Origin of the sequence: Pseudomonas sp. NPDC098747 (assembly GCF_044760045.1) — a bacterium.
GTDB lineage: Bacteria > Pseudomonadota > Gammaproteobacteria > Pseudomonadales > Pseudomonadaceae > Aquipseudomonas.
Genome location: NZ_JBIWAL010000035.1, coordinates 44,485 through 58,538, shown reverse-complemented (window position 1 = coordinate 58,538; position 14,054 = coordinate 44,485). Strand labels below are relative to the sequence as shown.

The following is a 14,054-nucleotide window of genomic DNA, read 5'->3' as shown; positions in this document are numbered from 1 at the left end:
GCTGTTCATGCTCTACGCCAAACTGGTGTTCAAACTGGTGGACAACTTCTTCGTCGGCGACGGCCGTCACGCCAAGATCGAAGGGCGTGAATTCACCCCGACCGAACTGCGTGTTGTGCGCATGGTGCTGGAGCAGGCCTTCGTCGATCTGAAAGAAGCCTGGCAGGCGATCATGGAAGTCAATTTCGAGTACATCAACTCGGAAGTGAACCCGGCCATGGCCAACATCGTCGGCCCGAGCGAAGCGATTGTCGTCTCCACTTTCCACATCGAACTTGATGGCGGTGGCGGCGACCTGCACGTGACCATGCCGTACTCGATGATCGAGCCGGTGCGTGAAATGCTCGATGCCGGTTTCCAGTCGGACCTCGACGATCAGGACGAGCGCTGGGTCAACGCCCTGCGCCAGGACGTGCTCGATGTCGACGTGCCGATCGGTGCCACCGTGGCCCGCCGTCAGTTGAAGCTGCGCGACATCCTGCACATGCAACCGGGAGATGTGATCCCGGTCGAGATGCCGGACGAAATGATCATGCGCGCCAACGGCGTGCCGGCCTTCAAGGTCAAGATGGGCTCGCACAAAGGCAACCTCGCGTTGCAGGTGATCGAGCCGATCGAGCGTCGCTGAAGCGGCGCTTTCACCCCCACATTTAGCTGAATTTTTGCCCGCCGAGGACAAATGATGAACGACGATATGAACGCCCAGGACGATCAGGCACTGGCTGACGAATGGGCTGCTGCCCTGGAAGAGACCGGTGACGGCCAATCCGAAATTGACGCACTGCTGGCCGCCGACGCCTCCAGCGGCTCGCGTCTGCCGATGGAAGAGTTCGGCAGCGTGCCGAAGAATAACGATCCGGTGACGCTGGACGGCCCGAACCTGGACGTGATCCTCGACATCCCGGTGTCCATCTCGATGGAAGTCGGCAGCACCGATATCAACATCCGCAACCTGCTGCAACTCAACCAGGGTTCGGTGATCGAGCTCGATCGCCTGGCCGGTGAGCCGCTGGACGTGCTGGTCAACGGCACGCTGATCGCTCACGGCGAAGTCGTGGTGGTCAACGAGAAGTTCGGCATTCGCCTGACCGACGTGATCAGCCCAAGCGAACGCATCAAGAAGCTGCGCTGAGTGAAAAGGTTTCTCTGGGCTCTGCTGGCCTTGCCCCTGAGCGTGTTGGCCGCCGAACCGGTGGCCGGCCACGCCGCGCCTGCCGCTGCTACCGCGCCGATGGTCAACAGTGGCGTGGCCGGGCAATTGACGCAGTTGGTGTTCGGCCTGCTGCTGGTGTTGGGGTTGATCTTCTTCCTCGCCTGGCTGTTGCGTCGGGTGCAGCAGGCGGGGCCTGCGGGCAAGGGGCAGGTGATCGAGCTGATTGGCTCGCGCGCGCTCGGCCCGCGTGACCGTCTGATGCTGGTGCAGGTCGGCAACGAGCAGATTCTGCTCGGCTTGAGCCCCGGCACCATCACCGCGCTGCACGTGCTCAAGGAACCGGTCGAGGTGCCGAACACCAGCGAGAAAGCGACGCCGGAATTTGCCCAGCATCTGCTGAGAATTCTCGGCAAGGATCAGAAGGATAAGAAGTAATGGGTGCGCTACGCATCGTCTTGACGCTGGCCCTGATGCTGGCCGCGCCGCTGGCGTTCGCCGCCGATCCGTTGTCGATCCCGGCGATCACGCTGGGCACCAACGCCGACGGCGCGCAGGAATACTCGGTCAGTCTGCAGATCCTGCTGATCATGACCGCGCTGAGTTTTATCCCGGCGGCGGTCATCCTGATGACCAGTTTCACGCGGATCATCATCGTCTTCTCGATCCTGCGTCAGGCCCTCGGTTTGCAGCAGACGCCGTCGAACCAGATCCTCACCGGCATGGCGCTGTTCCTGACGATGTTCATCATGGCGCCGGTGTTCGACCGGGTGAACAACGATGCGCTGCAACCGTATCTGGCGGAAACACTCACCGCCCAGCAAGCGGTGGAAAAAGCTCAGGTGCCGATCAAGGACTTCATGCTTGCGCAGACGCGCACCAGCGATCTTGAGCTGTTCATGCGCCTGTCCAAGCGCACCGACATCGCCACCCCGGATCAGGCGCCACTGACTATTCTGGTGCCGGCGTTCGTCACGTCGGAGCTTAAAACCGCGTTCCAGATCGGCTTCATGATCTTTATTCCGTTCCTGATCATCGACCTCGTCGTGGCCAGTGTTCTGATGGCAATGGGTATGATGATGCTCTCGCCACTGATCATTTCGCTGCCGTTCAAGATCATGCTGTTCGTGCTGGTGGATGGCTGGGCGCTGATTATCGGCACCTTGGCCAGCAGTTTCGGGGGTGTCTCGCCATGACGCCGGAAGTCGCGGTCGATATCTTTCGTGAGGCGCTGTGGCTGACCACGTTGATGGTCGCGATTCTGGTGGTGCCGAGCCTGTTGGTCGGCTTGCTGGTGGCGATGTTCCAGGCGGCCACGCAGATCAACGAACAGACTTTGAGCTTTCTGCCGCGTCTGCTGGTGATGCTGGTGACCCTGATCGTCGGCGGTCCGTGGATCGTGCAGACCTTCATGGAATACATCATCGAGTTGTACAAAAACATCCCGATGGTCATCGGCTAAGCCATGCAATCGCTGCTTCAGCTGACCGACACCCAGATCAGTTCCTGGGTGGCGACGTTCATGTTGCCGCTGTTTCGCGTGGCCTCGATGCTGATGGTCATGCCGGTGTTCGGCACTACCCTCATCCCGCGGCGCGTGCGCCTGTATTTCGCCGTGGCGATCACCGTGGTGATTGTCCCGGGCCTGCCGCCGATGCCGGCGGTCAGTCCGCTCGATCTCAGTGGCTTGCTGCTGATTGCCGAGCAGATTCTCATCGGCGCCGTGCTTGGCTTTTCCCTGCAACTGTTTTTTCAGGCGTTTGCCGTGGCCGGGCAGATTGTCGCGATCCAGATGGGTATGGGTTTTGCCTCGATGGTCGACCCGGCCAACGGCGTTTCGGTGGCGGTGATCGGGCAGTTTTTCACCATGCTCGTGACGTTGTTGTTCCTGTCGATGAACGGCCATCTGGTGGTGTTCGAAGTCCTCACCGAAAGCTTCACCACCCTGCCAGTAGGTAGTGGGCTGATGACCGCGCATTATTGGGAGCTGGCCGGCAAACTCGGTTGGGTTCTGGGGGCGGCGTTGCTGCTGGTGTTGCCGGCGGTGACCGCGTTGTTGGTGGTCAACATTGCCTTCGGTGTGATGACTCGTGCCGCGCCGCAACTGAACATTTTCTCCATCGGTTTTCCGCTGACCCTGGTGCTCGGGCTGTTCATCGTCTGGGTCGGTCTGGCGGATATTCTCAATCAGTATCGACCGCTGGCCACCGAGGCCTTGCAGTTGCTACGCGAACTGGCACGGGCGCGCTGAGTCATGGCAGAGAGCGAAAGCGGTCAGGACAAAACAGAAGACCCCACGGAGAAACGTAAAAAGGACTCCCGTGAGAAGGGTGAGATTGCCCGCTCGAAAGAGCTCAACACCCTCGCCGTGATGATGGCTGGTGCCGGCGCGTTGCTGGTGTTCGGCGGCATGCTCGCCGAAGACCTGATGGACCTGATGCGCCTGAACTTCACGTTGTCGCGTGAAGTGATCATGGACCAGGGTTCCATGGGTGCGTTTCTCTTGCAGTCGGGGACGATCGCTCTGGTGGCGATTCAGCCCATCATGATCACGCTGCTGCTGGCCGCGCTGATCGGGCCGATTTCCCTCGGTGGCTGGCTCTTCGCGGCCGGCTCCATGGCGCCCAAGTTCAGCCGGATGAACCCGGCGGCAGGCCTGAAGCGGATGTTTTCGTTCAAGGCTGTGATCGAGTTGCTCAAGGCACTCGCCAAGTTTTTGATCACCTTGTCTGTGGCGTTGATGGTGTTGGCTGCGGACGTCGATGACCTTATGCGCATCGCCCATGAACCGCTGGAGCTGGCGATCATCCACAGTGTGGTGCTGGTCGGCTGGAGCACGCTGTGGCTGGCCTGCGGTCTGATCATCATCGCGGCGGTCGATGTCCCGGTGCAGATCTGGGAGAGCATGAAAAAGCTCAAGATGACCAAGCAGGAAGTGCGCGACGAACACAAGGATCAGGAGGGGCGGCCGGAGGTCAAACAGCGCATCCGCCAGACCCAGCGCGAAATGTCCCAGCGACGCATGATGGCGGCAATCCCCGACGCCGACGTGGTCATCACCAACCCGACCCACTACGCCGTGGCGCTCAAGTACGACTCGGAGAAGGGCGGGGCGCCGATGCTGATTGCCAAGGGCAGCGACTTCCTGGCGCTGAAGATCCGCGAAATCGCCGTGGCCAACAACGTCATGCTCCTTGAATCGCCAGGGTTGGCACGGTCGATCTACTACTCAACCGAACTCGATCAGGAAATCCCTGGTGGCTTGTATCTGGCGGTGGCGCAGGTGTTGGCCTACGTCTACCAGATCCGCCAATACCGCGCAGGCAAGGGCAAACGCCCGGATCCGCTGATGGATGATCTGCCGATTCCACCGGATTTGCGCCGCGATTCCTGACTTTACTGTGATGAAACGAAAAAACCGCCGTCCCGATTGAACGGGGCGGCGGTTTTTTTATGCCAGGCCAAATGCCATCCAACATTCACAGAGGTCATTGTGGCGAGGGGATTTATCCCCGTTGGGCTGCGCAGCAGCCCCCAAAAACTGAGCGTGCGGTATTCCTGATGTACCGAAGTTTGAGGTTTTACGACTGCTGCGCAGCCGAACGGGGATAAATCCCCTCGCCACATGGGATCTGCGTGGGGATTAGTTTGGCAACTCAAGGTTATCCAGCACTCGATTCACCGCCAGCTCCCCGAGCATGATCAATTGCGCAATCCCCAACAGCGTCCTGCGCTGCGACGCTGGCAAGAGGCGGGCGAAGTCATTGGCGATGGTTTTGGCCGAGGCGAGTGTTTCGCAGGCATCGACCAGCAGTTCCTCGTTTTTGAAGTCCGCGGTAACGGCGTACATCCTGCGGGTTTTACGTGGAGGGGGCGTGGATCCGGGCGGGCTGAGGTAGTGATCGAGGGCGCGGTCGGCGGCTTCGTTGAGCTTTTTCGAGTCGAGGGATTCGTAGGGGGAGGTGGGGTCGGTTTCGGGTGGGTTGGGTGTTGGTTTGATCATGGTGAAGCCTCTAGAGTAATGAAGCTGCCACTGTCCGCTGCTAACGAAAGGGGTGGCGGCTATACGCGGGTTAGCAGACCAGGACTCTAGAACCCGGCGCACCGAAGTGCCCCACGCAAAGCCGCCATAACGGCAACGGACTTTGTGCGTCTAGAGATAACCCAGGCTGCTAAACCCGATCACTGAGAAATCAGCGACGGTTCAACAATAGAGTCCATCCCCAAGGCGCACAAGCCGGCGGATTCTGGCTTGGCTGTAGGCAATGGCGCAAGGATTTGTAGCCTCGAAGGCGTGTCTGGAGGTGTCTTTTAAACACCGGAGTTTAAAAGGCGATTTGCGCTGACTTCACTGGCCCCTTCGCGAGCAAGCTCGCTCCCACATTTGGAATGCATTCCACTCCCGGATTTGGAATGAATTTCTCTGTGGGAGCGAGCTTGCTCGCGAAGAGGCCATCCCGGCCAGCAGAAAAAACCTCGGTCAAACCCCTCTGTTTCATTCCGTGGCAAAAGTTGGAAGGCTTCTTGCAATAGCCGCCGTACGTCCGCTCTGGGCGTCAAAAGTTTGCTTTAAAGGAACGGGGAAAACCGGTGGATCGCTCTCAGTTACTCAACAATGCTCGCTCAAACGTTGCCGACCTCAGTCGAGGCAATCTGGGCGTGCCGTTGTTGCTGCTGGTCATGTTGGCAATGATGATGTTGCCGATACCGCCGTTCCTGCTCGACGTGTTTTTCACCTTCAACATTGCCTTGTCCATCGTCGTGCTGCTGGTGTGCGTCTACGCCCTGCGACCACTGGATTTTGCGGTGTTCCCGACGATTCTGCTGGTGGCGACGCTGATGCGGCTGGCGTTGAACGTGGCGTCGACGCGGGTGGTGATGCTCCACGGTCAGGACGGCCACGCCGCCGCCGGTAAGGTGATCCAGGCCTTCGGTGAGGTGGTGATCGGCGGTAACTACGTGGTCGGTATCGTGGTTTTCGCGATTTTGATGATCATCAACTTTGTCGTGGTGACCAAGGGTGCCGGGCGTATTTCCGAGGTGAGCGCGCGTTTCACTCTCGATGCGATGCCCGGCAAACAAATGGCGATCGACGCCGACCTCAACGCCGGTCTGATCGATCAGAACCAGGCCAAGTCGCGCCGTCAGGAAGTCGCCCAAGAGGCCGAGTTCTACGGTTCGATGGACGGTGCGAGCAAGTTCGTCCGTGGTGACGCCATTGCCGGCCTGCTGATTCTGTTCATCAACCTCATCGGCGGTATGGCCGTCGGTATCTTCCAGCACGGCATGACCTTCGGTGACGCTGGCCGGGTTTACGCCTTGCTGACCATCGGTGACGGTTTGGTGGCGCAATTGCCATCACTGTTGTTATCAACAGCCGCGGCGATCATGGTGACCCGTGCTTCCGGTTCGGAAGACATGGGCAAGCAGATCAACCGTCAGATGTTCGCCTCGCCGAAAGCGCTGGCAGTGGCGGCCGGTCTGATGGCGGTCATGGGCCTGGTGCCGGGCATGCCGCACTTCTCGTTCCTGAGCATGGCCGCACTGGCTGGCTTCGGCGCTTACCTGTTCTGGAAAAAACAGAACGTGGCCAAAGTCGTCGCGCTGGAAGAGGTCAAGCGTCAGCAGGAACTGCTGCCATCACCGGCCCGCGCCATGGAAACCAAAGAGCTTGGCTGGGACGACGTGACCCCGATCGACATGATTGGCCTGGAAGTCGGCTACCGCCTGATTCCGCTGGTGGATCGCAATCAGGGCGGGCAATTGCTGGCGCGGATCAAGGGCGTGCGCAAGAAACTTTCGCAGGACCTGGGCTTCCTGATGCCCACTGTGCATATTCGAGACAACCTCGATCTGGCGCCAAGCGCTTATCGCCTGACCTTGATGGGGGTGATCCTCGCCGAGGCCGAGATTTACCCGGATCGCGAACTGGCAATCAACCCCGGCCAGGTCTACGGTGCGCTCAACGGGATCAACGCCAAAGATCCGGCTTTCGGTCTGGAAGCGGTGTGGATCGAAATCAGCCAGCGCGCGCAGGCACAATCGTTGGGCTATACCGTGGTGGATGCGAGCACGGTGGTTGCGACGCACTTGAACCAGATTCTGTACAAGCACTCCAGCGAGCTGATCGGCCACGAGGAAGTGCAGCAACTCATGCAATTGCTGGCCAAAAGCTCGCCAAAACTGGCGGAAGAGCTGGTGCCGGGCGTGGTCTCGTTGTCGCAGTTGCTCAAGGTGCTGCAAGCGTTGTTGGCCGAACATGTGCCGGTACGCGATATCCGCAGCATTGCCGAAGCCATCGCCAACAACGCCGCGAAGAGTCAAGATACTGCCGCGTTGGTGGCTGCTGTGCGGGTCGGTGTATCCCGCGCAATCGTCCAAAGCATTGTAGGCACTGAGTCTGAGCTGCCCGTTATCACTCTGGAGCCAAGGTTGGAACAGATATTGCTCAATAGTCTGCAGAAGGCAGGACAAGGCTCGGAAGAGGGCGTTCTGCTGGAGCCAAGCATGGCCGAGAAGCTGCAACGTTCGCTGATCGAAGCGGCGCAGCGTCAGGAAATGCAAGGTCAGCCGGTGATCCTCTTGGTCGCCGGACCGATCCGCGCGATGCTCTCGCGTTTTGGCCGCCTGGCAGTTCCTGGCCTGCACGTGCTGGCCTACCAGGAAATACCGGACAACAAGCAAGTGACGATCGTTGCGACAGTAGGGCCCAACGGCTGAGGTAGTGGTTTATGCAAGTTAAGCGTTTTTTCGCCGCCGATATGCGTCAGGCCATGAAGCTGGTTCGTGATGAGCTGGGCGCTGATGCCGCCATCATTGGCAACCGCCGCATTGCCGGCGGCGTCGAGCTGACGGCGGCGCTGGATTACAAGTTGTCGGCGCTGGCGCCACGGGTTCCGAACATGGAACTTGAAGACGAGCTGCGCAAGACCCAGTCGCGCATCGTCACCGCCCAGGCCGAGTTGAGCATGCGTGGCGAAGCCGACGGCGACACCAATCGCCAGCTGTTCGCCGGTTTGCCAATGACGGCCGGCCTGTCGCTGACCGCTGCCGAACCGCTGAGCGAGCCGACTTACGCGGCCCCGGCGCGTCCGGCTCCGGCACCTGCGCAATCGTCTGGCGGTGTTGATCCGCGTGCACTGGATTCGATGCGTTTTGAATTGAACAGCCTGCGCGAGCTGATGGAAGTTCAGCTCGGCACCCTCGCCTGGAATCAGCTGCAAGGCAGCCGTCCGGCGCAAGCCAACCTGTATCGCCGTCTGCAACGTATCGGTCTGTCCGGCCCGTTGTCGCGCGACCTGCTGGCGATGATCAAAGATATCGAAGAACCTCGTCAGGCTTGGCGCATGCTGCTGGCGCACCTGGCGCGAATGATTGCCGTGCCGGAAGTCGAGCCGCTGGAAGAGGGCGGTGTGATTGCCATGGTCGGCCCTGCCGGCATGGGCAAGACCACCACGCTGGCCAAGCTCGCTGCCCGTTACGTGCTCAAGTACGGCGCGCAGAATGTGGCGCTGGTGAGCATGGACAGCTTCCGCATCGGCGCTCAGGAACAACTGAAGACCCTGGGCCGGATTCTCAACGTGCCGGTGACGCACGTCGATCCGGGCCAGTCGCTGGTGCAGGCGCTCGATCCGCTGTTGCGCAAACGCGTGGTGCTGATCGATACCGCCGGCCTGCAGGCCAGCGATCCGGCACTGCGCATGCAGCTCGAAAGCCTGGCCGGTCGTGGCATCCGTTCAAAAAATTATCTCGTGCTGGCAACCACCAGCCAGAAACAGGTTCTAACCGCCGCTTATCACAGTTACAAGCGTTGCGGGCTCGCCGGGTGCATCCTGACTAAACTGGATGAAACGGCCAGCCTTGGCGAAGTGTTGAGCCTGGCGATCAGTCATGAATTGCCGGTCGCGTACCTGACCGATGGCCCACGGATTCCGGATGATCTGCATCTGCCGCGTCGTCATCAACTGGTCAGCCGCGCCGTCAGCGTGCAAATGCAGGAAGAACCCAGCGAAGAAGCCATGGCTGACATGTTCGCTGATATCTATCACAGCCCGACCAAGCAGGTAGGCTGAGGTAATCATGAACAGTTTTTGTACCTACATCGATGGTCTGCCATGCATTGTTCCGTTTGTGAACGCGCAGCCAGTAATGTGGCCTCCGTCTATGCAAGACAAGGTAAAGAAATAACATGGGCAGCATGCATCCCGTACAGGTGATCGAGGTGACCGGAGTCATTTGTGGAGTCGGCAAGACTAACGTGTCAGTGAACTTGTCTCTGGCGCTGGCAGAGCTTGGCCGTCGGGTCATGCTGCTGGACGCCGATCTGGGACTGGCGAACGTCGACGTTCTGCTGGGCCTGACGCCCAAACGCACCTTGGCCGACGTGATCGAAGGCCGCTGCGAGTTGCGCGACGTTCTGTTGCAAGGCCCGGGTGGGATTCGCATCGTGCCAGCCGCGTCGGGCACCCAGAGCATGGTTCATCTGAGCCCGGCCCAACATGCCGGTCTGATTCAGGCCTTCAGCGACCTCGGCGACAATCTCGACGTACTGGTCATCGACACCGCTGCGGGTATTGGTGACTCGGTAGTCAGTTTTGTACGCGCCGCGCAAGAAGTGTTGCTGGTGGTCTGCGACGAGCCGACTTCGATTACCGACGCTTACGCGCTGATCAAGTTGCTCAATCGCGATTACGGCATGAACCGCTTCCGTGTCCTGGCCAACATGGCGCAGAGCCCGCAGGAAGGGCGCAATCTGTTCGCCAAGTTGACCAAGGTCACGGATCGCTTCCTGGACGTGGCCCTACAATACGTCGGCGCCGTGCCTTATGACGAAAGCGTGCGCAAGGCAGTGCAGAAACAACGTGCGGTCTATGAAGCCTTTCCGCGTTCCAAGTGCGCCCTGGCGTTCAAGGCAATCGCACAGAAGGTCGATACCTGGCCGCTGCCTGCCAACCCGCGCGGTCACCTTGAATTCTTCGTCGAGCGCCTCGTGCAGCAAACGGCAGGGCCTGTCATATGACCGCAAGCGGTATGAACTACTACAAGAAGTCGGCACGTGATGCGCAGTACGAATTAATCGAGCGTTACGCGCCACTGGTCAAACGCATTGCCTACCACTTGCTGGCCCGGTTGCCGGCAAGTGTGCAGGTCGAGGACCTGATCCAGGCCGGGATGATCGGCCTGCTCGAAGTTTCGACCAAATATGACGCCAGCAAAGGCGCCAGTTTCGAAACGTACGCGGGCATTCGAATCCGCGGCGCGATGCTCGACGAAGTGCGCAAAGGGGACTGGGCGCCACGCTCGGTTCACCGCAATACCCGTATGGTCAGCGACGCAATTCGCTCGATTGAAGCTAAAACCGGCCGCGATGCTAAAGATCACGAGGTTGCGGCCGAACTCCAATTGAGTCTCGACGATTATTACGGGATTTTGAATGACACCCTGGGCAGCCGCTTGTTCAGTTTCGACGACCTGTTGCAGGACGGCGAACACGAAGGGCTGCACGAGGATGGCGCGAGCGCTCATCTTGAGCCGTCACGCGATCTGGAAGATGAACGCTTTCAGGCCGCATTGGCGGACGCGATTGCCAATTTGCCGGAGCGTGAGCGACTGGTGTTGGCGCTGTACTACGACGAAGAGCTGAACCTCAAGGAGATCGGTGAAGTCCTTGGCGTCAGTGAATCGCGGGTCAGCCAGTTACACAGCCAGTGCGCGGCCCGTTTGCGGGGGCGTTTGGGGGAGTGGCGAGCGCGCTGAAGGCAGTGTGGGGACACTGCGAACGAGGCTGGTGCGGTTGATGAACGGCACCGGTCTTGCTCTGTTGTGCTCCAGACAGTCTTCGAGTGCTACGCCGGATTGAATGAAATGGCGCGTCCAGGTGCTGGGCGCGTTTAAGACTGCTTGGAGGTCGAATTGGACAAGAACATGAAAATCCTCATCGTTGATGACTTCTCAACGATGCGGCGGATCATCAAGAACCTGCTGCGCGATCTGGGGTTCACCAACACCGTCGAGGCTGACGATGGCATCACTGCCATTCCGGTTCTCAACAGCGGCAACATCGACTTTCTGGTAACAGACTGGAACATGCCGGGAATGACCGGTATCGACCTGCTGCGCCACGTGCGCGCCGATGAAAAACTCAAGCACCTGCCAGTGCTGATGGTGACCGCTGAAGCCAAGCGCGAACAGATCATTGAAGCAGCCCAGGCCGGTGTTAACGGCTATGTGGTGAAACCCTTCACGGCCCAGGCGTTGAAAGACAAAATCGAGAAGATTTTCGAACGCATCGGTTGAGAAACTGCGCCACGGGGGAGCTATGGACCATAACGAATCTTCACAGGGCGATTTTGAATCGACCCTGAAAAAACATGCGGTCGAACTGGTCGAAAGCCTTGAAAAGGGCAGGTTCGGCGACGCTGTGCAATTGATCCATGAGCTCAATCAGACCCGTGACCGTGGCCTGTACCAGGAAGTTGGCAAGCTCACTCGTGAACTGCACAGTGCGATCGTCAATTTCCAGATTGACCCGAACATGCCGCAAGCCGAGGAAGTGTCGCAAATCACCGACGCCACCGAACGCCTGGGCTATGTGGTCAAGCTGACGGAAGCCGCGGCCAACCGCACCATGGATCTGGTGGAAAGCGCCACGCCGGTGGTCAATGGGCTGGCTGAAGAAGCCCAGGCCTTGAGTACCGATTGGGGTCGTTTCATGCGTCGTGAGGTCGGGGCTGAAGAGTTCCGCGAACTGGCGCGCCGGGTCGACGGTTTTCTGTCACGCAGCAGCACGGGCAACCGTGCGGTGTCGAGCAATCTGAACGACATCCTGCTGGCTCAGGATTATCAGGACCTCACCGGTCAGGTGATCAAGCGTGTGACCCAACTGGTCACCGAAGTCGAAAGCAATTTGCTCAAACTTGTGCTCATGGCCAGTCAGGTGGACCGCTTTGCGGGCATCGAACATGACCGTGCGGCAATGCTCGCTGAAAAAGATCCACAAAAACATCTCTCGCAGGGTGAAGGTCCGCAGATTCATGCCGATAAACGAGAAGACGTTGTGTCCGGTCAGGACGATGTGGACGATTTGTTATCCAGCCTTGGGTTCTAGTGTTTTTTGAATTTTAGGTTTTTTGGGTTTTTAGACCTGTAGGAGCACCCCCTTAATGAGCTTCGGCGCCGATGAAGAGATCCTTCAGGATTTCCTGGTTGAGGCCGGCGAGATTCTTGAGCAACTGTCAGAACAATTGGTCGAGCTGGAAAGCCGCCCGGATGATGCTGATCTGCTCAACGCAATTTTTCGCGGTTTCCACACTGTAAAAGGGGGCGCCGGCTTCCTTCAGCTCAATGAGCTGGTGGAGTGCTGTCACATCGCCGAAAACGTGTTCGACATCCTGCGCAAGGGTGAGCGTCGCGTTGATTCAGAACTGATGGACGTTGTGCTCGAAGCACTGGATGCGGTGAACGGCATGTTCACCGAAGTGCGCGAGCGCAGCCCGATCACGGCTGCTACGCCTGAACTGCTGGCCGCCCTGGCGCGTCTGGCCGAACCGCAATCGGCTGATGCCGTAGCGGTCGAAGAAGTCGTTGAAGCACCGGTCACCGAAAGCGACTCGGGCGACATCACCGATAACGAATTTGAACAGCTGCTGGACTCGCTGAACGCCGTCAAGGCCCAAGCCGAAGCCCCGGCCGCTGCTGCACCTGCGCAGGCTCCCGATGCGGCGGCCAGCGATGAAATCACCGATGCCGAGTTCGAGTCGTTGCTCGATCAACTGCACGGCAAAGGCCAGTTCGCGGCGGACGCTGTTGCACCTGCGGCGGCGGCTCCTGCGGCGCCGGCCAAGGGCGACAGCTCGGACATCACCGACGACGAATTCGAAGCACTGCTCGATCAGTTGCACGGCAAGGGCAACTTTGCCGTTGATGCGCTGGAATCGGCCATTGCTTCGGTGCCTGCACCTGCCGCAAAACCGGCAGCGGCTGCGGCCGGCAGTGACCTGATCAGCGATCACGAATTCGAATCGCTGCTCGACGAATTGCACGGCAAAGGCAAGTTCACTGAAGTGGGCGCCGCCGCGACTGGCAGCACGTCTGCCGTCGCCACGCCTGCCGCCAAGGCCCCGGCCGCTGCGCCCAAGCCTGCGCCGAAAGCCGAAACGCCAAAACCGGCGGCCGCTGCTGCACCGGCTCCGGCCCGTGCCGCCGCTGCACCGCCGCCAGAAAAACCGGCCAGCGAAGCCGAAACCACCGTGCGGGTCGACACCGCCCGTCTCGACGAAATCATGAACATGGTTGGCGAGTTGGTGCTGGTGCGTAACCGTCTGGTGCGCCTGGGTCTGAACAGCGGCGACGAAGCCATGCAAAAGGCTGTGTCGAACCTCGACGTGGTCACGGCCGACTTGCAGACCGCGGTGATGAAGACCCGGATGCAACCGATCAAGAAGGTCTTCGGGCGCTTCCCGCGTCTGGTTCGCGACTTGGCTCGTCAGCTCAAGAAAGAGATCAACCTGGAACTGGTCGGCGAAGAAACCGATCTCGACAAAAACCTTGTCGAGGCCCTGGCCGACCCGCTGGTCCACTTGGTGCGCAACGCGGTCGACCACGGCATCGAGTCGCCGGAAGAACGCGAAGCCTCGGGCAAGGCCCGGGGCGGCAAAGTGGTGCTGGCCGCCGAACAGGAAGGCGATCACATCCTGCTGTCGATTTCCGATGACGGCAAAGGCATGGACCCGAACGTCCTGCGCGCCATCGCGGTAAAACGCGGCGTGATGGACAAGGATGCAGCCGATCGCCTGAGCGATACCGAGTGCTACAACCTGATTTTCGCCCCTGGGTTCTCGACCAAGACCGAGATCTCCGACGTGTCCGGCCGCGGTGTCGGCATGGACGTGGTGAAGACCAAGAT

15 protein-coding genes are annotated in these 14,054 nt (G+C 59.7%); 14 read left to right on the top strand and 1 reads right to left on the bottom strand.

The window, feature by feature from the left end:
* The 7 genes from ACIQVE_RS20015 to flhB form a co-directional block, all read left to right on the top strand.
* The coding region (locus tag ACIQVE_RS20015) for a FliM/FliN family flagellar motor switch protein (RefSeq protein ID WP_402811254.1) at positions 1-628 on the top strand (628 nt) is incomplete at its 5' end.
* A gap of 54 nt (positions 629-682) precedes the next feature.
* Positions 683-1,132, top strand: a complete 450-nt coding sequence (gene fliN, locus ACIQVE_RS20010; protein WP_042558227.1) for a flagellar motor switch protein FliN — start codon at positions 683-685, stop codon at positions 1,130-1,132.
* Positions 1,133-1,588 carry a flagellar biosynthetic protein FliO gene (gene fliO / locus ACIQVE_RS20005; protein ID WP_402811253.1) on the top strand — a complete coding sequence of 152 codons (456 nt, stop codon included), beginning with the start codon at positions 1,133-1,135 and terminating at the stop codon, positions 1,586-1,588. It abuts the gene before it with no gap.
* Positions 1,588-2,346, top strand: coding sequence for a flagellar type III secretion system pore protein FliP (fliP, locus tag ACIQVE_RS20000; protein WP_150594247.1), 759 nt, complete (start codon positions 1,588-1,590; stop codon positions 2,344-2,346). The genes fliO and fliP overlap by 1 nt, the downstream gene beginning before the upstream one ends.
* Positions 2,343-2,612 (top strand): flagellar biosynthesis protein FliQ, encoded by a 270-nt coding sequence (fliQ, locus tag ACIQVE_RS19995; RefSeq protein ID WP_042558229.1) that lies wholly within the window; start codon positions 2,343-2,345, stop codon positions 2,610-2,612. The genes fliP and fliQ overlap by 4 nt, the downstream gene beginning before the upstream one ends.
* Before the next feature lie 3 nt (positions 2,613-2,615).
* The gene (gene fliR, locus ACIQVE_RS19990; protein WP_402811251.1) at positions 2,616-3,401 is read left to right on the top strand and encodes a flagellar biosynthetic protein FliR; all 786 of its coding nucleotides are present in this window, start codon (positions 2,616-2,618) and stop codon (positions 3,399-3,401) included.
* 3 nt (positions 3,402-3,404) lie between these two features.
* Positions 3,405-4,544, top strand: a complete 1,140-nt coding sequence (gene flhB, locus ACIQVE_RS19985; RefSeq protein ID WP_402811249.1) for a flagellar biosynthesis protein FlhB — start codon at positions 3,405-3,407, stop codon at positions 4,542-4,544.
* Between the two features lie 249 nt (positions 4,545-4,793).
* Here the strand turns inward: flhB and ACIQVE_RS19980 are convergent, their stop codons facing one another.
* Positions 4,794-5,153, bottom strand: coding sequence for a DUF6124 family protein (locus tag ACIQVE_RS19980; protein WP_402811247.1), 360 nt, complete (start codon positions 5,151-5,153; stop codon positions 4,794-4,796).
* Positions 5,154-5,740: 587 nt separating this feature from the next.
* Here ACIQVE_RS19980 and flhA point away from each other — a divergent pair.
* The 7 genes from flhA to ACIQVE_RS19945 form a co-directional block, all read left to right on the top strand.
* Positions 5,741-7,870, top strand: coding sequence for a flagellar biosynthesis protein FlhA (flhA, locus tag ACIQVE_RS19975; protein ID WP_402811246.1), 2,130 nt, complete (start codon positions 5,741-5,743; stop codon positions 7,868-7,870).
* An 11-nt stretch (positions 7,871-7,881) separates the two neighbouring features.
* A complete protein-coding gene (gene flhF, locus ACIQVE_RS19970) occupies positions 7,882-9,222 on the top strand; it encodes a flagellar biosynthesis protein FlhF (protein ID WP_402811244.1) in 1,341 nt (446 codons plus the stop codon).
* 116 nt (positions 9,223-9,338) lie between these two features.
* Positions 9,339-10,169: a flagellar synthesis regulator FleN gene (gene fleN / locus ACIQVE_RS19965; protein WP_402811242.1), complete on the top strand. Its 831-nt coding sequence runs from the start codon at positions 9,339-9,341 to the stop codon at positions 10,167-10,169.
* Positions 10,166-10,906, top strand: a complete 741-nt coding sequence (gene fliA, locus ACIQVE_RS19960) for an RNA polymerase sigma factor FliA (protein ID WP_007920004.1) — start codon at positions 10,166-10,168, stop codon at positions 10,904-10,906. The genes fleN and fliA overlap by 4 nt, the downstream gene beginning before the upstream one ends.
* Before the next feature lie 168 nt (positions 10,907-11,074).
* A complete protein-coding gene (locus tag ACIQVE_RS19955; protein ID WP_402811240.1) occupies positions 11,075-11,446 on the top strand; it encodes a chemotaxis response regulator CheY in 372 nt (123 codons plus the stop codon).
* Between the two features lie 22 nt (positions 11,447-11,468).
* Entirely contained in the window at positions 11,469-12,257 is a 789-nt protein-coding gene (locus ACIQVE_RS19950) for a protein phosphatase CheZ (RefSeq protein WP_150594243.1), read from the top strand.
* Positions 12,258-12,312: 55 nt separating this feature from the next.
* Positions 12,313-14,054: chemotaxis protein CheA (locus tag ACIQVE_RS19945; RefSeq protein WP_402811237.1), on the top strand; the 1,742-nt coding region annotated here is incomplete at its 3' end.

Coding starts and splice junctions, on each gene's coding strand:
- fliN (WP_042558227.1), top strand. CDS start 683: ATGAACGACGATATGAACGCCCAGGACGATCAGGCACTGGCTGACGAA.
- fliP (WP_150594247.1), top strand. CDS start 1,588: ATGGGTGCGCTACGCATCGTCTTGACGCTGGCCCTGATGCTGGCCGCG.
- fliQ (WP_042558229.1), top strand. CDS start 2,343: ATGACGCCGGAAGTCGCGGTCGATATCTTTCGTGAGGCGCTGTGGCTG.
- fliR (WP_402811251.1), top strand. CDS start 2,616: ATGCAATCGCTGCTTCAGCTGACCGACACCCAGATCAGTTCCTGGGTG.
- flhB (WP_402811249.1), top strand. CDS start 3,405: ATGGCAGAGAGCGAAAGCGGTCAGGACAAAACAGAAGACCCCACGGAG.
- ACIQVE_RS19980 (WP_402811247.1), bottom strand. CDS start 5,153: ATGATCAAACCAACACCCAACCCACCCGAAACCGACCCCACCTCCCCC.
- flhF (WP_402811244.1), top strand. CDS start 7,882: ATGCAAGTTAAGCGTTTTTTCGCCGCCGATATGCGTCAGGCCATGAAG.
- fleN (WP_402811242.1), top strand. CDS start 9,339: ATGGGCAGCATGCATCCCGTACAGGTGATCGAGGTGACCGGAGTCATT.
- fliA (WP_007920004.1), top strand. CDS start 10,166: ATGACCGCAAGCGGTATGAACTACTACAAGAAGTCGGCACGTGATGCG.
- ACIQVE_RS19955 (WP_402811240.1), top strand. CDS start 11,075: ATGAAAATCCTCATCGTTGATGACTTCTCAACGATGCGGCGGATCATC.
- ACIQVE_RS19950 (WP_150594243.1), top strand. CDS start 11,469: ATGGACCATAACGAATCTTCACAGGGCGATTTTGAATCGACCCTGAAA.